The organism is Streptomyces sp. NPDC006733, assembly GCF_040636125.1.
Taxonomy (GTDB): Bacteria; Actinomycetota; Actinomycetes; order Streptomycetales; family Streptomycetaceae; genus Actinacidiphila.
This window is the reverse complement of sequence record NZ_JBEYJD010000033.1, coordinates 17,457-33,402: the sequence shown is the minus strand read 5'-3', so window position 1 is coordinate 33,402 and position 15,946 is coordinate 17,457. Positions and strand designations below refer to the sequence as shown.

The following is a 15,946-nucleotide window of genomic DNA, read 5'->3' as shown; positions in this document are numbered from 1 at the left end:
CGGCGGCTGCCTGCGGGGGTGGTGCTGCCCCAGGGGCTCCGGTCAGCCGCCCGAGTCCGGGGTCGCACCGGGCCGGCTACGGGCGAAGGCATCGACAATAGCCCGCACCTGGATCAGCTCCGCCTCGGTGAACTCGGGCAGCCGGTCCACGATCGCCTGCGCGGCGCCGTCCTCGCTGTCGACCGTGACGAGGCCGAGGAACTGGGCGGCACATGCCGTCGCGACGAGCCGGAAGGGCAACTGCAGGCCCCGGGCGAGCGCGGCCAGCCGTTCCCGGCCGGGGATCTCGCGAACCTGGCCGTGTTCCAGGCGTGAGAGCCAACTGACGTTCAATTCGGGGTCGCCGCACGCCCCGACAACGCGAGCGAGGCTGAGGCCCAGCTCAGCCCGTCGCTCTTTCACCAGACGGGACAGATCGTCCCGTGTCTCAGTCGCCATGAGGGCCATCATGCCTTCTCCGCGCGGCCCCGCATGCCCCGTGGATCGGTGCAGGTTGGAGATCGCCGATCTGCCCGGGACGGGCACCCTTCGCCCCGGAACGCGCAACTCTCCGGCAAGACGGCTTGCACCAGGGCGAGTTGGAGTATGACGGGGGCGATTTCCCAGAGCGATAGACAAACCATCGCGGTGCTGCAATGCTCTGCGCATCCCCACACGGGGATGAAATGTCCCAGGAGGATGGCGTGTCTACCAACCCCCCCGGTCCCGTACGCGAGATGACCGGAACGCGCTACCGGCTCTTCCAGCCGACCCGGCTGCGCATGCTCATGGAACGCACCGGAGACGGGAGCGAGGTCAACATCCGTGCCCTCGCCAAGGCCGCGGGCGTCCACTCCAGCCGCATCGGCGAACTCCTCAGCGGCAAGCAGCGCACGACCAGCGCCCGGATCGCCGAGCGGGTCGCGGCCCGCTGCGGGGTCGATCTGCTCGTCCTGTGGGTCCCCGACGGCCGGACGACGTCCACCGTGGCCGGACCGGCGGCCGGTCACCTGGACGCCGAGGCGGGCTCCCCGTGAACCGCCGCGGACCGGCGTGCCCCGACCACCACTTCGACCGAACCACCCCCGAGAGAAAGGCGGCGGCCGTGCATCAGGCCAGCCCCGGGACCGCCGGCCCCGGACCGGACGACGAGCCCGTACTCATCACCCTCGCCAGGGCCGGCGACCGCGAAGCGTTCGGCGCCCTGTACGACGAGTGCCGGCCCTTCGTCTTCCACTTCGTCCTCGGCCGCGTCGGCGGGGACCTCCGCCTCGCCGAGGACCTCACCAGCGAGACCTTCCTCCGCGCGCTGCGCCGGATCGACACCTTCACCTGGCAGGGCCGCGACTTCCGCGCCTGGCTCGTCACCATCGCCCGCAACCTCGTCGCCGACCACTACAAGTCCGGCCGCTTCCGCCGCGAGGTCAGCACCGCCGACCCCGTCGAGGACCGGTCCGTGCCCAGCACCGAGGACACCGTGCTGGACTCCCTGTCGGGGCACGCGGTCCGCGTCGCCCTGGTGCGGCTCAACGCCGACCAGCGGCGGGTGGTGACCCTGCGGTTCCTGCACGGGCTGACCGTCGCCGAGACCAGCGTGGCCATGGACCGGTCGGCCAGCGCCGTCAAGAGCATGCAGCACCGCGCGATGCGGCGCCTGCTGTTCTGCGTGCCCGCCGAGCTGGCGGTGGCGGCATGACGAACCCGAACCTCTCCCGTGCCGCGCGCGCCATCGACGACGGGCTCGCACGGTTCACGACCGGTGACGTGGCGGCGCAGATCGCCACCGCCCTGGACGCGGCCGGGCTGATCGCGGCCGCCGACGGCCCGGCCCTCGGCCCCGCCCGGGCGCTCCGCGCCGGACCCCCGCCGCCGGCGCGGCACGGCACCGGCCCGCACGGGCAGACCCCGGTCGGGGCCGAGGCCAGAGCAAGGGTCCGGGCGGAGGTCTCCGCGCTGGAACTCACCGCCACGGAGTGGGACGAGCGGTGCGACCGGGCGATGCGCCTGACGGGGTGGCTCCTGGCGCGCTACGCCTCGCACCCCGACGTCGTCGAGATCGCCACCGACTACGACCGCGCCGTCGTCGCCGTCCGGGTCACCTCCCTGGAGGGGTGGGACCACTGGACGGCCGAGACCGGCGTCGCCCGGCACGACGCCGGGCGCTCCCTGGACGGCGCGCAGATCACGTACGGCCGGCTGCGGGACGTCGAAGTGCGGCTGGTCGCCCACGGGGTGCCCGCGCTGCTCGACGCCCTCGCCGCCGCCGCGATCGACCCGTACTGGCTGTACGGACGGGTCCACGACCTCGGCCGCCCGATGGCCGACCGCAACGGCGACCGCTGGAAGTACCTGGGGCAGCGCGGGCCCGACGAGATGCCGCTCCTCGTCGCGGCCGGGCAGAGCGTCCCGTGCTCGCTGGCGAACGTGGTCCACCAGACCGGCCCGCTGCGGCCGGCCGTGCCCTACCTGCCGGTTGCACCCGCCGCCGAGGCGGCCGCTCCCCCGGCCGGTGCGGTCACCGTCACCTCGCTGGCCGAGGGGCTCGCCGCCACCACCGCCCCCGCCACCCCGGCCGACGGCGCGGAGACGGTGAGCGCGGATGCCTGAGCCCATGTCGCTGGAGCAGCTGCTCGCCCTGTGGAACCAGGGCCCGCGGCTGGCGCGGCTCGAGACCGTGCACGCGCTCGCCCTCGCGGCGGGCGACCACGAGCGGGCGGACCGGGCGGCCCTGGAGCTGGCCGTGCCGCACATCACCCCGCTGCAGGCGCTGGCGGCCAACGTCGAGCTCGGCCGCCGGCTGCTGGACGGCCGCTGGAAGGCCGTGCGGGACGCTCTGGAGGGCGAGGCCACCTGGGACGAGATCGCCGAGGCCCAGGGGCTCACCCGCGACGAGGCCGTCGCGTACTACGCCGACGCCGTCGGCCGCCAGGAGCGCCACGGGGGCGAGGCCTTCGACCCCCGCCGCGCCCGCGCCGTCCTGCCCGCCCTGGAAGGTGCCCGATGACGCCGGACGGCGGTGGCGCCCGATGACCAGCGCTCAGGACGCCTACCTGGGATGGACCGAGCTGGAGCACGCGGACGGCTGCGGCCGGCCGTCCTGGGCGGTCGACACGCGCACCGAGTTCAACCTGTACCGGCCCCGCCACGGCGGGCCCGAGCACCGGTGCCCGGCCGAGGAGTGCGAGCACGGCGACCGGTACTCCGAGACCACGGTCCGCATCGTGTGCCCGTCCTGCGGGACCGCGCGGCTGCTCGCCGCCGAGGCCGAGCAGCTGACGCGGTCGAGCGCGCAGGAGCTCGCGACCGGGCAGCGGCCCCGCCAGGAGGCCGGGTTGTACCTCTGGCCCAGCTCGCCCCTCCTGCACAGCCTGGACCCCGGCCCCTACGAGTTCCTCGTGAGCCGCACCCGCGTCGAGCGGCTCCGCGAGGAGGACGTGATCGGCTGGATCGGCCGCCGCCAGGGCCCGCGCGGGGGCAGCCGCTTCGACGCCGTGGTGGGCCCCAGCCCGTGCGGCCCCTACGGGAGCGACCGGCTGCGCTGGACGACGGTCGAGACCGACCTGCCGTCCCTCACCGCCGCGGCGCAGTGGATAGCGGCACGCACCCGGACACCCCCGTCGGACGGCGGCGCCCGGTGACCGCCACGACACCGCCGTGTGCGGGCTGCGGCGACCGCCCGGGGGGTGCCTCGTGAGGTACCCGCTGACCTCGGCCTTCCTGGACGCGGTCCGCGCGACCCGGTTCGTCCGCCCGACATCCCCGGACGGCTCGCCGTGGCAGCCGGTGACGGCGGCCGAGAGCGACCTGCTCCGGCAGGCCGAGGCGCTGGACGCCGAGCGGGAGCTGCTGCTCGCGGAGTGCGAGCGCTACCGCACGGTCCTGGCCACCGAGTTGTGCCGCTGCCCGCGCGACCAGCGGCTGGAGTGCGCCGGCTGCCCGCGCTGCACCCTCTGCCACCCCGTCGCCCCGGTCGCGGACCCGCTGTCGCGGCTCCGCGAGGAGATCACCGCGCGCCCGGCCTCCGTGCAGTGGACGACGCGTCGCGCGGGGCGGGCCTACCGCAAGCTCGGCATCACGCGCCCGCCGCACCAGTGGCGCAAGGACCTGGCGCAGCTCGCCGACGCCGGATTCCTCGTGCGGCACGAGGACCGCGGGCACCGCTGGTACGTGCTCAACACGGCGTGGATCGGCTGCGCCCGCTGCCACCGCGGCGAGTGGGAGCGGCTCGCCCGCGAGCGCGGTTGGACCCGTCTCGCCCCCGGCTGGCGCTGCCCCGACCATCCCCCGCCGCCCGCCGCCCCGACCGCGGAGGGCGACGGCTCATGACTGCACCCCCGACCGGTCCCAGGAGGATCGCGTGCTCACCCTCACCACCACCCGCCGCCGGGACGCCCGCGTCGAGCAGGCGCTCGCCGAGCTGGCGGCCGCCAAGCGGCACCTGGCCGAGGCGAACGTCGCCCTGGTCATGGCCGCCGACAGCGCCCTCACCGCCGCGGCACGGCACGAGCGCGAGCGGCGGGTACTGCTCCGCCGTCTCGGCACCGCCCTCCGCGGCTGCCACCGCTACCGCCGGGAGGCCGACACCGACGCCCGCATCATCCACCTGCTCTCCGGCCACCTCCTCGACGCCTGGAGCCACCCCGGGGCCGACCCCGGGGCCACGACCTGACCGCGGCGCGGCCCCCGGCCGGCGCGGCTCAGCCGACGAGTCCGTAGAGGCTCTCCCCGACGAGCCACACCCCGACGACGAGCAGCAGGCTCACGATCGCCTGGTCCTGGTGCCCCTCGATCCACGCGCGCAGCCTGCCGAGTCCGGTCGCGGCGGCGGCCGGCCGGAAGGTGGCGTACAGCTCCATGACGAGCAGGCTGGACGTGGCCAGCAGCACGTAGCCGAAGAGCGCCAGCCAGGTCGCGGCCGACGACAGGTTCGCCTGCGCCACGGTCGCCCCGCCGGCGGCGACCAGGCCCCACGGCTGCAGCAGGACTCCCAGCCCGGCCGCGATCCACAGGGAGGCGTCGTCGAGTCGCGCGAACAGCTTGGGGGTTCGGCGCGGCCGCTTCCCGCGGCGCCGCTTGCGGACGCCGTAGTACAGCATCCCGGAGCCCAGCAGCAGCTTCAGGGCCAGGGCGGCGGTGGAGGGCACGCTGCGGTGCACGAGGGGCTCGCCGCCGGTCATCAGGGTCACGGCGGCGATGACGAGCACCAGGCACGCCAGCCAGGCCAGGATGAACACGATCCCTTTGCGCACCCCTCCGGGTCCCGAGAGCAGCAGGATGAAGGCGGTGTTGTGCAGGGGCCCCGCGGTGATGGCCGTTCCGAGGAGGATGAGGTCGAGCACCATGGCTGTCTCCGCCCACCCGGCCGGACGCGCGCGTCCGCCCGCTCCCGTCGGTCAGGAGCCGACCGATGCCGCGCGCCGTGCGGGGTTGCACAGGGCGTAGATGACGAAGATGTCGAGGGCGATCAGGACGAGCGCCCAGAACGGGTTGTAGGGCACCCACATGAAGTTGGCGATCAGGCTGAGCCCGGCGAGGACGACGCCCACGGCGCGGGCCCACAGCGCTCCGGTGAACAGGGCGAGGCCGGCGAGGAGCACGACGATGCCGAGGACGAGGTGGATCCACCCCCAACTGGTCAGGTCGAACTCGAACACGTAGTTGTTGGTGGTGACGAACAGGTCGTCCTCGGCGATGGCGGAGATCCCCTGGAGGATCGCCATGACTCCGCCGAAGATCATCATGATCGCCGCGAAGACGGTCCAGCCGGACTGCTCGGCGAAGGACGTGCCGCCGCTCCGGGCGGTCGCGGTCCTCGGCGGGTTGAGATTGTCAGCCATGATGGCCTCCCATGGTCGGGGGAGCCTGCCGGCCCGGCGAGCAGGCCTTGCGGCAGCTCCACTTCCAGCGTTCCACGACAGTGACGATTCCGCTTCCTGGGGCGAAAACGCTGGTCAGGTCGGTGTTCTGCCGCGCGGCAGCAGGGCGGCGGTCGCCAGGCCGAGGAGCCCGACCGCCGCGAGGACAGCCATCGCCGTCGCGTACGCGTGGGCGCTGAGGCCGGACACGACGATGGTGCCGGCGATCGCGGTCCCGAAGGACGAGCCGAGATTCGACACGCTGCGCGACAGCCCCGAGATCTCGCCCTGGCGCTCCTCGGGGAAGGCCGACTGCACCACGTTGACGGAGGGCGTCAGCATCACCCCCAGGCCCAGCCCGATCAGCAGCAGCCCCGGGGCGAAGGCCCAGGGCGTCGGCGAACCCCTGACCAGGGCGAGGAGAACGCCGACGCCGACGACGCACGCCCCGAACCCCGCCATGACCAGCGTCCGCTGCGGCCGGCGCTTCGCCAGCCGTTCGGCCGCCAGGGACGAGGACAGCACGCCGAGCGTCGCGGCGGTGAAGATCACCCCGGTCTGGACGGCGTCGTAGCCGCGGACGACCTGCAGGTAGGTGGCCACCGTGAACGAGGTGCCCATCAGCAGCAGCCACTGCAGGTTCTGGGTGATCAGCCCGAGGTTGGAGGCCCGGTTGCGGAACAGCCCGACGGACAGCAGGGGCTCGCGGCCGGCGCGCTCCTCGCCGCGCACCCAGTGCAGGAACCACGCCAGCACGAGGGCGCCGGCCGCCATCGACGCGGCCGTCAGCCACAGGTTGTCGTCGGCGGCGAGGATGCCCAGGACGACCAGGACCAGGCCGACCGCGGACAGCACGGCGCCGCGCACGTCGAAGGAGCGTGCGGGGTCCGGGGGAAGGGGATCGGGGACGGAGCGGCTCAGCAGGAGGATCACCGCGATCACCAGGGCCTGGAACACGAACGCCGCCCGCCAGCCGATCCCGGAGGTGATCAGCCCGCCGATCAGCGGCCCGGCCGCGGCGCCCACCCCGCCCGCTGCCATGATCACGCCGAACGCGCGGGCGCGGGCGGTGAGGTCGTGGAACAGCAGCGTGGTGAGGATGTAGACCGGCGGGATCAGCAGGGCCGTACCGATGCCCTCCAGGATCGAGTTCCCCAGGATCAGCACGCCGAGCCCCGGCGCCGCCGCGCTCAGCAGCGCGCCCACCCCGTACACCGCCAGGCCCGCCAGGAAGCAGCGCTTGCGGCCGAAGCGGTCGGTCGCCCTGCCACCGGGAATCATCAGCGCGGCCATGACCAGCAGGAACACCGTGATGGCCACCTGGACGCCCTGCACGCTGGTGTCCAGGTCGCGACTGATGTCGTTGATCATCACGTTCATGTTCGAACCGGCGAAGCTGCAGATGAACTGCGCCAGCGCGAGCGGGGCGAGCACCCGCCGCCGCACCGCCGAGGTCATGGAGGGGGTCGCTGCTGCGGTCACCACGAAGTCCTTCCCGAGGCCGGCGGACAGCCCCGCGCGGGCCCGATCCGGGAGTCAGGTGTTGAGGATCCGGGCCTTCTGCGTCTCGAACTCGGCGTCGGTGAGCACCCCCTGGGACCTGAGTTCGCCGAGTTCCCTGAGCTGGGCGATCGTTGCGTCCATGCCCCCGCTCGGGGCCGCCGCGGGAGCTGCGGCAGGCGCCGCGTCCACCGGCTCGTCGTGGACCTGCGGCCGGCCCTGCTGGGCCCACCGCCCGGCCTGTCGTCGTGAGACCCGGTTCGAGACCGCGGTCGCCGTGCCCGCGACCACGGCGGTGCGGGCGACTCCTCTCAGCAGACCCATGGCCTTCTCCTTCCGTCAGGTGGTTTCGCTCCCGCTGCCCGGTCCCGGCGGGATCAGGCAGCCGCTTCGGTGGCGTCCAGGGCGGCGAGAAGGGCCTGGACGGGGATGCGGCCGCCGGCCGCCAGCTGGGCGCCGCCGCGGCGCAGCGCGGTCGCGAGGGGTGCCGCCCAGAGGTTCTCGTACACCAGGATCCCGGCGGAGGACCCGGGCTCCAGGGCGGCGCCGACCTCGCGGAGGTCGTCCTGCTGCACCAGCCCCGAGGAAGCCCCCTGGAAGACGGTCAGCTCGGCGACGCCGTCCCCGTCCAGGTCGCCGATCTGGATGCCGGCCACCGAACCGTCCGGTTCCTTCCTGACGAAGGTCAGGTCCAGGATCCGGATGATGCCGCGGTCCACCAGGTCCAGCAGCAGCGGCAGTCCCTCGCCGGTCATCCGGTTGCCGGGGAACTCGATCACCAGGTAGTCGATGGGGCCCATTTCGTTGAACTCGTCACTCATGCCGCCTCCTCGTGTGCTGCGTCGCGCGGGACGGGTCCCGCCGCGCGGTGGTGTCACCGCGCCTCAGTGGCTCTGCAGGTCCTTCCACCGGTCGATCCAGGGGCCGGCGGCACCGGGCTGCGCGGCGGCCAGGTTCAGCGCGGCCCCGATGATGCCGAGGTGGCTGAACCCCTGGGGGAAGTTGCCGAGTTGCTCCCCGGTGCCGGGTTCGATCTCCTCGGCCAGCAGGCCGAGGTCGTTGGCGCGGTCCAGGACGCGGGTCAGGTACGTCTCGGCCGCGTCGGTGCGGCCGGCGCGGGCGAGGGCGGAGGCCATCCACAGCGTGCAGAAGACGAAGGTGCCCTCCTCCCCTTCCAGGCCGTCGGCGCCGAGGTAGCGGTAGACGTGGCCGTGGCGGGTCAGTTCGGCTTCGATCCGGTCGATCGTGGCCAGGATCCGCGGGTCGTCGGGCGGCAGGAAGCCCCGCAGTCCCACCTGCAGGGCGGAGGCGTCCAGCTCGTCGTGGTCGAACGCCTGCAGGAAGGCCCCGGTCTTCGGGTCCACCCCGCGGGTCTCCAGGGCCGTGCGCATCTCCTGGCGCGCGTCCTGCCAGCGCTCGCGTGTCCGCGGGTCCTCGGTCAGAGCGGGGTTCAGGTCCAGGATGCGCAGACCGCAGTCGACCGCGAGCCAGGCCATCAGCTTGGAGAAGACGAAGTGCCGCCGTCCGCCGCGGATCTCCCAGATCCCCTCGTCGGCCTCCCGCCACCGCTCGATGTTCAGCTCCACCACGTCGCACAGGAAGCGGGCGGCGCGCGGGGTCAGCGTGTCGGCGCCGCGCAGCTTCAGGATGAGGAAGGACGCCGCCAGCAGTTCGCCGTAGGTGTCGAGCTGGAACTGGTTCCAGGCGCCGTTGCCCAACCGGACCGGGCGCGACCCCCGGTATCCCCCCAGGTGGTCGATGTCGACCTCGTGCAGCAGCCGTTCCCCGCCGATGCCGTACATGATCTGCAGGTCCTCGGCCCGGCCGGCGGTGGTGCGCAGCAGCCACTCCGCGAAGCGCCGGGCCTCGTCCAGGTACCCGATGGCGCCCAGCGCGGCCAGCATCGCGGACGAGTCGCGCAGCCAGGTGTAGCGGTAGTCGAAGTTGCGCTCGCCGCCGATCTCCTCGGGCAGTGAGGTGGTCGGCGCCGCGGCGACGGCTCCGGTCTCGTCGTAGATGAGCCCCTTGAGCACCAGGGCGCTGCGGACCACCGCGTCGCGGTGCGGGCCCCGGTAGGTGCAGCGGGCGGCCCAGTCGGTCCAGAAGGCCACGGTCTCCCGCAGGTGGTCGCGCAGCTCCGTGCGCGGGATCCTGCCGACGGTCAGCGTTCCGGCCGGCGCGTAGCTGAGGGCAACATAGGCCACCTGCCCCTGGACCACGCTCGCGCGGGACGTGCACACGCCGCTCTCGTCGGCCGTCAGCGGCCCCAGTTCGCTCTGCAGGAGCAGCGAGTCGGGGCCTCCCGTGACCACGGCCAGATCCTCCTCCGAGAGCTCGATGAAGGGGGTGGTGAGCCCGTACTCGAAGCGGGGGACGAACTCCAGGGCCAGTTCCACGGTGCCGGAGACACCGTGCACGGTCCGCAGCAGCAGCCCGTCCGGCGGGCGGCGGGCGACGCGCCCCGGGCGGTCGGGATCGGCGCGGACCGGAAGGCAGTCGGTGACCGTGACAATCCCGGTGGCGGTCGCGAAGGCCGTCTCCAGGACGTTGGTGTCGGGCAGGTAGCGCCGGGTGACGGTGTACTCCCCCACCGGGGCGATGCGGAAGTGGCCGCCGCGGTCGCGGTCCAGGATCCTGGCGAACACCGAGCGTCCGTCGAAGCGGTGGAAGCACGCCCATTCCACGGACGCGTCGCGGCTCACCAGGGCTGTCGAGTGGCAGTCGCTGAGGAACGCGTAGTCGGAGATCGGGGGAAAGCCTGAATCGGTCATGGTCGATTCCCTTGCTCGAAGGCCACGTGAGCAGGACCGCAGGCGGAGCGGCCACTTGCCGCGGGCGTGTCACGCGGCCGAGCGGTGTGCGCGGGCGGCACGCACGTGGCCGACGTGCCACCGCCCTCAGGACTCCGGGAACCTCCCTGGTCCGCTGACCACGCTACGCCCGGTGCGATCGGGGCGCTATCGGGGCCGCCGCGCGTGCCCCGAACGCCGCGCGCGAAGTACCTAACGATGACGGATTCCGGGTACGTCCACGCTGCGTACCGTCTTGACCTGCAGGAACACAGCGGCGCACCCAGCACCGCAGAGACGCACCGACCGCAGGGAGACACCGACATGAGCGACACCCAGTACGTCATCGAGCGCTACCTCGCCACGTGGAACGAGACCGACCCGGCCGCCCGGCGCGCGGCGATCGACGAGCTGTGGGCCGACGACGCCGCCTACACCGACCCGCTGGTGGTCGCCGAGGGACGCGACGCGATCGACGCGACCATCGGCGCCGTGCAGGCGCAGTTCCCCGGGCTCGTCTTCACCCTGGGCGGGCCGGTGGACGCCCACCACAACATCGCCCGCTTCGCCTGGGAGCTGGGCCCGGCCGGCGGCGAGTCGCTGGTGATCGGGTTCGACGTCGCGGTGCTGACCGAGGAGGGCCGGCTGCGCAGCGTCCTGGGGTTCCTCGACAAGGTCCCGGCCGCCTGACCGGGGCGCCCCCTGAGGGGCGTACCCGCCGCCCGGCCCGCGGGTGCACACCACCGACCCCCGCGCGGTGCCGTCTGGACGGCGCCGAGGGGGTCGGCTACGTTCCGCGGCATGAGTGCCATGGGGATAGTGAGACGTACGGTGACGATCGGGCTGTGCGGGGCGGCGCTGGTCGCGGTGGCCGCGCTGCCCGCGCAGGCGGGCCCGCGGGCGGACGGAGCGGGCGCGGTGGACGGGGCGAAGGCGGCCGGCCCCCGGCTCGGCTGGGAGCTCGGGGCGACCGGGAAGACCTCCCGCTTCCGCGGCCTGTCGGCGGTGAACAGCAGGACGGCGTGGGTGGCGGGATCCGCCGGCACCATCCTGCGGACCACCGACGGCGGCGCCGGCTGGAAGGACGTCTCGCCGCCGGGCGCGGCGGAGTTGGAGTTCCGCGACATCGAGGCCTTCGACGCGCGGCACGCGGTCGCCCTGGCGATCGGCGAGGGCGACGCCTCCCGCGTCTACCGGACCGAGGACGGGGGCGCCAGCTGGACCGAGACCTTCCGCAACCCCGACCCGAAGGCGTTCTACGACTGCCTGGCCTTCTTCGACGCGCGGAACGGACTGGCCGTCAGCGACCCGGTGGACGGCAGGTACCGGATCCTGTCGACAGGTGACGGCGGCCGCAGCTGGCACGTGCTGCCCTCCGCCGGCATGCCCGCCGCGCAGGCCGGCGAGGCCTCCTTCGCGGCGAGCGGCCAGTGCCTGGTCACGTCCGGCGGCCGTGACGTGTGGCTGGCCACCGGCGGCGGCGCGGACTCCCGCGTGCTGCACTCCGGCGACCGGGGCCTGACGTGGACGGCGGCGCCGACCGTGATCCCGGCCGGCGACTCCGCCAAGGGCGTCTTCGCCCTCGCCTTCCGCGACGCCCGGCACGGCCTGGCCGTCGGCGGCGACTACCGCGCCGACCAGGCCTCGCCCCGGGCGGCAGCGGTCAGCCGGGACGGCGGCGCCACCTGGACGGCGTCCACGGCGCCGCCGCGCGCGTACCGGTCGGGTGTCGCCTGGCTCCCGCACCTGGGCTTCGCCGCGATCGCGGTCGGACCGACCGGCAGCGACCTGACGCTCGACTCCGGCCGCGGCTGGCGGCAGTTCGACTCCGGGTCCTTCGACACGGTCGACTGCGCACCCGACCTGAGCTGCTGGGCGGCGGGTGAGAAGGGCCGTGTCGCCCGACTCACCCTGGCCGCCTCCTGACAGCCCCTCAGACGGCGCCGCTCAGCGCCTGGAGTACGCCTCCGCGTCCCGGGAGCCGCTGTGCGGCCCCTGGGCCGGTACCCGGCCGGACGCGGACCGGCGCGGCCCCCGGGTGAGGGTGTAGCCGCCGATCGCGGCGAGCGCGCCGAGCACCCCTCCGCCCGCGGTCCACAGCCAGCGGTCGGTCCACCAGCCGGACGTCCAGCCGCCCTCCGGGGCGGCGAGGGCGTCCGGCTGCCCCGCCGGGGTCAGCGGGACGGCCAGCTCGCCGCCCTCCGAGTGCGCTCCCCCGGCGTCCTTCGTCGTCGCCAGGATCTCCGCCTTGAACGGCTGGCCGAGGTCCTCCGCCGGCAGATCGACGACGGTCAGCCGGACGTAGTACGCGCCGGGCAGCGGGTCGTTGGACCGGGTGTCGGCCATCGGCCGCACCGTGCGCAGGGTGCAGGTGAGCGTGACCGACGGACCCGCGTCGGGGCTGCGCACCGTCCGGTCGCCCGAGACGCACGGCTGGCGGCGGCGCAGCCCGTCGTAGACGTCGAGCTGCCAGGTCTGCGCGCCGTGCCGGGAGGCCTGCTCCGGCAGCGTCACCGTGGCCTTGGCGGTCGGGACCTGCCCGGCGGCGGCCGGGAACATCCAGTACAGGTAGTCGCCGGTGGAGGCGGCGGCCGTGGCGGCCTGGCTCTGCCGGATCGCGGTGGCGGTGCGGAAGGCGGTGCCGGCCTCGGTGGGCGCGGCCTCCTCCTCGGCGCCGGGGCTCGCGCTGCTGTCCGTGCTACCGCCCGTACTGGGTGTGGCGCCCGGGGTGTCGGCCAGCGCGGTCGCGGCGGGCCCGAGCAGGGCCGCCCCGGTGAGCAGCGCGGCGGTGATCAGACGTGTCGTACGCATCAGTTGCTCCTCCATACGGCGACGCGCCAGCGGGCCAGCCAGCCCCAGATCAGTCCGGCGAGCAGACCCGTGACGGCCAGGACGCCGAGCAGCACCCAGCCGCGGCCCAGACCGAACGCGGCGACGTCACCGGCCTCGTCGGGGGCGTCGACCAGGTCGAGCGTGAGCTCGACGGGCAGGCCCGGGGTGCGCTTGACGGCGTCCGGCGCCGAGAAGGAGTTGCTGACCTCCAGGCACACGGTGTGCGCAGCGGCGTCGCCCGAGTCGTCGTCCTTCTCGGGGTAGACGAAGCGCAGCCCCGAGGACATGACGTCGGTCCGGCCGCTGCCGGCGTCCGAGCCCCGCACCAGCTCCTGGCCCTCGCCGCTGACCGCGCGCAGCAGGACGCCGTAGTCGGTGTTGACCGCCCGGTCGGCGCCGACGCTGACCGTGGCGCGCAGCTCCTGGCCGTCGCTGACCGCGACCTTGTAGTAGCGGTGCTGCCCGAACTCCTCGCGGTCGGTCCAGACGCCGGGCGTGATGCCCGTCGCGTTCCCGCACTGCGCCGAGCCCTGGACCGCCTTGGGGACGACCGGCGGGGTCTGCGCGGAGCGGCGTACCAGCTGCTTGATGCGCGAGGAGAGCTGGTCGGTGTGCTGCACGGAGGTGTACGTGCCGCCGGTCGCCTCCGCGATGCAGCTCAGCTGCTTGCGGATCTTGTCGTTCGCCACCAGGCCGAGGGTGTCCACCACCAGGTGGGTGCCCTGCGCGGCGAGTTCACGGGCGACGTCGCAGGGGTCGGGCTGGCCGCAGGAGTCCTCGCCGTCGGTGATGAGCACGATCCTGCGGGTCGCGTCACCGCCCGCCAGGTCCTGCGCGGCACCGCGCAGCGCCAGCCCGATCGGCGTCCAGCCGGTGGGGCGCAGCGTCGCGACGGCCGCCTTCGCCTCGGTCCTGTTGACCGGGCCCACCGGGTACAGCTGCTTGCTGTCCTGGCAGCCGATCTTCATGTCCTTGCCGGGGTAGGTGGCCCCCAACGTCCTTATGCCGAGCCGGACATCGTCCGGCACCGCGTCCAGCACGTCGTTGAACGCCTGTTGCGCCGCGGACATCCGCGACTTGCCGTCCACGTCCCGCGCGCTCATCGACCCGCTGACGTCCAGGACCAGGTCGATTTTGGGGGGTTCCTGCGCTGTGGGCTCGTCCGCGGCGGCGGACGCCGGGAACAGTCCGGCGGCGAGTGTCGCGGCAAGGCCGCACAGGCCGGCCGCCAGCCGTCTTTTGGTGATCATCCGGGGAGCTTAGTGACCGCCAACTCCGGGGGGAAATCGGGGCCCTTGCCCGGCCGGGCGCCCCGCGTCAGGGCGTGCCGGGACCCGGCGTGAAGCGGTCGCGCAGCTCGCGCTTGAGGATCTTGCCGCTCGCGTTGCGCGGCAGTTCGTCGACGAGCAGCACCCGCTTGGGCGCCTTGAAATGGACGAGCTCGCCGCGGGCGTACTCCAGCAGCTCGCCCTCGGTCACCTCGCCGCGCGCCACGACCACCGCGGTGACCGCCTCGATCCAGCGGTCGTCGGGCAGTCCCACGACGGCGACCTCGGCGACGGCCGGATGCCCGTAGAGCACGTCCTCGACCTGCCGGGACGCGACCAGCACGCCACCGGAGTTGATGACGTCCTTCACCCGGTCGACGACGGTGAGGTAGCCCTCGGCGTCTCGCACGGCGAGGTCGCCGGAGTGGAACCAGCCGTCGCGGAACGCCTCCGCCGTCTCCTGGGGCTTGTCCCAGTACCCCTCGCACAGCTGCGGCGAGCGGTACACGACCTCGCCCGCGGTGCCGTCCGGTACGTCCTTGCCCGCCTCGTCGACCACCCGCGCCTCGACGAACAGCACCGGACGGCCGCAGGAGTCCATCCGGCCCTCGTGCTCGTCCGGGCCGAGCACGGTGGCGAGCGGGCCGATCTCGCTCTGCCCGAAGCAGTTGTAGAAGGCGAGGTGCGGCAGCCGGGCGCGCAGCCGTTGGAGGATCGGGACGGGCATGATCGAGGCGCCGTAGAAGGCCTTGCGCAGCCCGCTCAGGTCGCGGTCGGCGAACTGCGGATGGTTGGCCAGCGCGATCCAGACGGTGGGCGGCGCGAACAGGCTGTCCGCGCGGCCCTCCTCGACGAGGTCGAAGACCGTCTGCGGGTCGGGCCCCGCGATGATCGTGTTCTCCGCGCCGACCATCAGGTACGGCAGCAGGAAGACGTGCATCTGCGCGGAGTGGTAGAGCGGCAGCGAGTGCACCGGCCGGTCGCCCTCCGCCAGGCCGAGCGCGGTGACGGCGCTGACGTACTCGTGGACGAGCGCGCGGTGCGTCATCATCGCGCCCTTGGGCAGGGCCGTGGTCCCGGAGGTGTAGAGCAGCTGCGCGAGGTCCTCGGCCCCGACCTCCGGCGCACCGGTCGCCGGCCCGGCGGCCGGCAGCAGGGCGAGCAGCGACCCCGGGTCGTCCCGGAGCGGCAGGACGGGGACGCCGCCGGGCAGCCGGTCGCGCAGCGCCGGGTCGCCGAGCACCAGCGCGCTGCCGGACTGCCGGAGCTGGTAGGCGAGGTCCTCGCCCGCCAGGTGGTGGTTGACGGGCACGTGCACCAGCCCGGCGCGCGCGCAGCCCAGGAAGCCGATCAGGTAGGCGTCGGAGTTGTGCCCGTACGCCGCGACGCGCTCGCCGGGGCGCAGGCCGCGCTCCAGGAGGACGGCCGCCGCCGCGGTCACCGCCTCGTCGAGCTCCCGGTAGGTCCACGTCCGGTCCGCGAACCGCACCGCCACCCGGTCCGGCACCCGCCGGGCGCTGCGCCGCAGCACCCCGTCGACCGTACTGCCGTGCACCGCGACCATGACGCCTCCCCGCTGGTGGACCTGCCCGGGCCACCTTCGGACGGCACGGGTGCCCGGGTCAAGCACTCCCGCTCGGTGCGCGGGACCCGGGGGGGTCGGGTCGCCGCGGATCTTCGCGCGTCTCTTGACCCGTGGAGCGGATCCTGGTTACTTGAGCCC

General features: G+C 73.9%; 19 protein-coding genes. 9 read left to right on the top strand and 10 right to left on the bottom strand.

Annotation, left to right across the window (positions count from 1 at the left end):
• Window positions 1-42 precede the first annotated feature (42 nt).
• Window positions 43-438, bottom strand: coding sequence for a helix-turn-helix transcriptional regulator (locus ABZ721_RS27000; RefSeq protein ID WP_358791304.1), 396 nt, complete (start codon window positions 436-438; stop codon window positions 43-45).
• A 245-nt stretch (window positions 439-683) separates the two neighbouring features.
• Here ABZ721_RS27000 and ABZ721_RS26995 point away from each other — a divergent pair, with 245 nt between their 5' ends.
• The 7 genes from ABZ721_RS26995 to ABZ721_RS26965 all read left to right on the top strand — a co-directional run bounded on the left by ABZ721_RS26995 (window position 684) and on the right by ABZ721_RS26965 (window position 4,648).
• Window positions 684-1,016, top strand: coding sequence for a helix-turn-helix transcriptional regulator (locus ABZ721_RS26995; RefSeq protein WP_358791303.1), 333 nt, complete (start codon window positions 684-686; stop codon window positions 1,014-1,016).
• Between the two features lie 68 nt (window positions 1,017-1,084).
• Complete coding sequence (locus tag ABZ721_RS26990; RefSeq protein WP_358791302.1) at window positions 1,085-1,675, top strand: sigma-70 family RNA polymerase sigma factor; 591 nt, start codon at window positions 1,085-1,087, stop codon at window positions 1,673-1,675.
• Window positions 1,672-2,586 carry a BN159_2729 family protein gene (locus ABZ721_RS26985; protein WP_358791301.1) on the top strand — a complete coding sequence of 305 codons (915 nt, stop codon included), beginning with the start codon at window positions 1,672-1,674 and terminating at the stop codon, window positions 2,584-2,586. Before ABZ721_RS26990 ends, ABZ721_RS26985 begins: the two co-directional genes overlap by 4 nt.
• Complete coding sequence (locus ABZ721_RS26980) at window positions 2,579-2,983, top strand: hypothetical protein (protein ID WP_358791300.1); 405 nt, start codon at window positions 2,579-2,581, stop codon at window positions 2,981-2,983. Before ABZ721_RS26985 ends, ABZ721_RS26980 begins: the two co-directional genes overlap by 8 nt.
• 22 nt (window positions 2,984-3,005) lie before the next feature.
• On the top strand, window positions 3,006-3,617 hold the full coding sequence (locus tag ABZ721_RS26975; protein ID WP_358791299.1) for a hypothetical protein: 612 nt from the start codon (window positions 3,006-3,008) through the stop codon (window positions 3,615-3,617).
• Between the two features lie 52 nt (window positions 3,618-3,669).
• On the top strand, window positions 3,670-4,305 hold the full coding sequence (locus ABZ721_RS26970) for a hypothetical protein (protein ID WP_358791298.1): 636 nt from the start codon (window positions 3,670-3,672) through the stop codon (window positions 4,303-4,305).
• A gap of 31 nt (window positions 4,306-4,336) precedes the next feature.
• The gene (locus ABZ721_RS26965) at window positions 4,337-4,648 is read left to right on the top strand and encodes a hypothetical protein (protein WP_358791297.1); all 312 of its coding nucleotides are present in this window, start codon (window positions 4,337-4,339) and stop codon (window positions 4,646-4,648) included.
• A gap of 28 nt (window positions 4,649-4,676) precedes the next feature.
• On the opposite strand, the gene ABZ721_RS26960 is transcribed toward ABZ721_RS26965, so the two are convergent.
• The 6 genes from ABZ721_RS26960 to ABZ721_RS26935 all read right to left on the bottom strand — a co-directional run bounded on the left by ABZ721_RS26960 (window position 4,677) and on the right by ABZ721_RS26935 (window position 10,105).
• Window positions 4,677-5,321 (bottom strand): GAP family protein, encoded by a 645-nt coding sequence (locus tag ABZ721_RS26960; protein ID WP_358791296.1) that lies wholly within the window; start codon window positions 5,319-5,321, stop codon window positions 4,677-4,679.
• A gap of 51 nt (window positions 5,322-5,372) precedes the next feature.
• Window positions 5,373-5,720 carry a hypothetical protein gene (locus tag ABZ721_RS26955; RefSeq protein WP_358791376.1) on the bottom strand — a complete coding sequence of 116 codons (348 nt, stop codon included), beginning with the start codon at window positions 5,718-5,720 and terminating at the stop codon, window positions 5,373-5,375.
• A gap of 210 nt (window positions 5,721-5,930) precedes the next feature.
• Window positions 5,931-7,292, bottom strand: coding sequence for an MFS transporter (locus ABZ721_RS26950; RefSeq protein ID WP_358791375.1), 1,362 nt, complete (start codon window positions 7,290-7,292; stop codon window positions 5,931-5,933).
• 78 nt (window positions 7,293-7,370) lie between these two features.
• The gene (locus ABZ721_RS26945) at window positions 7,371-7,658 is read right to left on the bottom strand and encodes an SHOCT domain-containing protein (protein ID WP_358791295.1); all 288 of its coding nucleotides are present in this window, start codon (window positions 7,656-7,658) and stop codon (window positions 7,371-7,373) included.
• A 53-nt stretch (window positions 7,659-7,711) separates the two neighbouring features.
• Entirely contained in the window at window positions 7,712-8,155 is a 444-nt protein-coding gene (locus ABZ721_RS26940) for a DUF6325 family protein (protein ID WP_358791294.1), read from the bottom strand.
• 63 nt (window positions 8,156-8,218) lie between these two features.
• Window positions 8,219-10,105 (bottom strand): glycoside hydrolase family 15 protein, encoded by a 1,887-nt coding sequence (locus tag ABZ721_RS26935; protein WP_358791293.1) that lies wholly within the window; start codon window positions 10,103-10,105, stop codon window positions 8,219-8,221.
• Window positions 10,106-10,447: 342 nt separating this feature from the next.
• On the opposite strand from ABZ721_RS26935, the gene ABZ721_RS26930 reads away from it, so the two are divergent.
• Together ABZ721_RS26930 and ABZ721_RS26925 are read left to right on the top strand one after the other, a co-directional pair.
• Complete coding sequence (locus ABZ721_RS26930; RefSeq protein WP_358791292.1) at window positions 10,448-10,813, top strand: nuclear transport factor 2 family protein; 366 nt, start codon at window positions 10,448-10,450, stop codon at window positions 10,811-10,813.
• A 120-nt stretch (window positions 10,814-10,933) separates the two neighbouring features.
• Entirely contained in the window at window positions 10,934-12,049 is a 1,116-nt protein-coding gene (locus ABZ721_RS26925) for an oxidoreductase (protein ID WP_358791374.1), read from the top strand.
• A 21-nt stretch (window positions 12,050-12,070) separates the two neighbouring features.
• Here ABZ721_RS26925 and ABZ721_RS26920 read toward each other — a convergent pair whose 3' ends face one another.
• From ABZ721_RS26920 to ABZ721_RS26910, 3 genes are all read right to left on the bottom strand, one after another.
• Window positions 12,071-12,934 carry a hypothetical protein gene (locus ABZ721_RS26920; RefSeq protein WP_358791291.1) on the bottom strand — a complete coding sequence of 288 codons (864 nt, stop codon included), beginning with the start codon at window positions 12,932-12,934 and terminating at the stop codon, window positions 12,071-12,073.
• The gene (locus ABZ721_RS26915; RefSeq protein WP_358791290.1) at window positions 12,934-14,205 is read right to left on the bottom strand and encodes a VWA domain-containing protein; all 1,272 of its coding nucleotides are present in this window, start codon (window positions 14,203-14,205) and stop codon (window positions 12,934-12,936) included. The genes ABZ721_RS26920 and ABZ721_RS26915 overlap by 1 nt, the downstream gene beginning before the upstream one ends.
• Window positions 14,206-14,272: 67 nt before the next feature.
• Window positions 14,273-15,787, bottom strand: a complete 1,515-nt coding sequence (locus ABZ721_RS26910) for a fatty acyl-CoA synthetase (RefSeq protein ID WP_358791289.1) — start codon at window positions 15,785-15,787, stop codon at window positions 14,273-14,275.
• Between the last annotated feature and the right edge of the window lie 159 nt (window positions 15,788-15,946).

Excerpts from the sequence above, each read along its gene's own strand:
- ABZ721_RS27000 (WP_358791304.1), bottom strand. The coding sequence starts at position 438 with ATGGCGACTGAGACACGGGACGATCTGTCCCGTCTGGTGAAAGAGCGA.
- ABZ721_RS26985 (WP_358791301.1), top strand. The coding sequence starts at position 1,672 with ATGACGAACCCGAACCTCTCCCGTGCCGCGCGCGCCATCGACGACGGG.
- ABZ721_RS26980 (WP_358791300.1), top strand. The coding sequence starts at position 2,579 with ATGCCTGAGCCCATGTCGCTGGAGCAGCTGCTCGCCCTGTGGAACCAG.
- ABZ721_RS26975 (WP_358791299.1), top strand. The coding sequence starts at position 3,006 with ATGACCAGCGCTCAGGACGCCTACCTGGGATGGACCGAGCTGGAGCAC.
- ABZ721_RS26960 (WP_358791296.1), bottom strand. The coding sequence starts at position 5,321 with ATGGTGCTCGACCTCATCCTCCTCGGAACGGCCATCACCGCGGGGCCC.
- ABZ721_RS26955 (WP_358791376.1), bottom strand. The coding sequence starts at position 5,720 with ATGATGATCTTCGGCGGAGTCATGGCGATCCTCCAGGGGATCTCCGCC.
- ABZ721_RS26950 (WP_358791375.1), bottom strand. The coding sequence starts at position 7,292 with ATGACCTCGGCGGTGCGGCGGCGGGTGCTCGCCCCGCTCGCGCTGGCG.
- ABZ721_RS26945 (WP_358791295.1), bottom strand. The coding sequence starts at position 7,658 with ATGGGTCTGCTGAGAGGAGTCGCCCGCACCGCCGTGGTCGCGGGCACG.
- ABZ721_RS26940 (WP_358791294.1), bottom strand. The coding sequence starts at position 8,155 with ATGAGTGACGAGTTCAACGAAATGGGCCCCATCGACTACCTGGTGATC.
- ABZ721_RS26935 (WP_358791293.1), bottom strand. The coding sequence starts at position 10,105 with ATGACCGATTCAGGCTTTCCCCCGATCTCCGACTACGCGTTCCTCAGC.
- ABZ721_RS26930 (WP_358791292.1), top strand. The coding sequence starts at position 10,448 with ATGAGCGACACCCAGTACGTCATCGAGCGCTACCTCGCCACGTGGAAC.
- ABZ721_RS26925 (WP_358791374.1), top strand. The coding sequence starts at position 10,934 with ATGGGGATAGTGAGACGTACGGTGACGATCGGGCTGTGCGGGGCGGCG.
- ABZ721_RS26920 (WP_358791291.1), bottom strand. The coding sequence starts at position 12,934 with ATGCGTACGACACGTCTGATCACCGCCGCGCTGCTCACCGGGGCGGCC.
- ABZ721_RS26915 (WP_358791290.1), bottom strand. The coding sequence starts at position 14,205 with ATGATCACCAAAAGACGGCTGGCGGCCGGCCTGTGCGGCCTTGCCGCG.
- ABZ721_RS26910 (WP_358791289.1), bottom strand. The coding sequence starts at position 15,787 with ATGGTCGCGGTGCACGGCAGTACGGTCGACGGGGTGCTGCGGCGCAGC.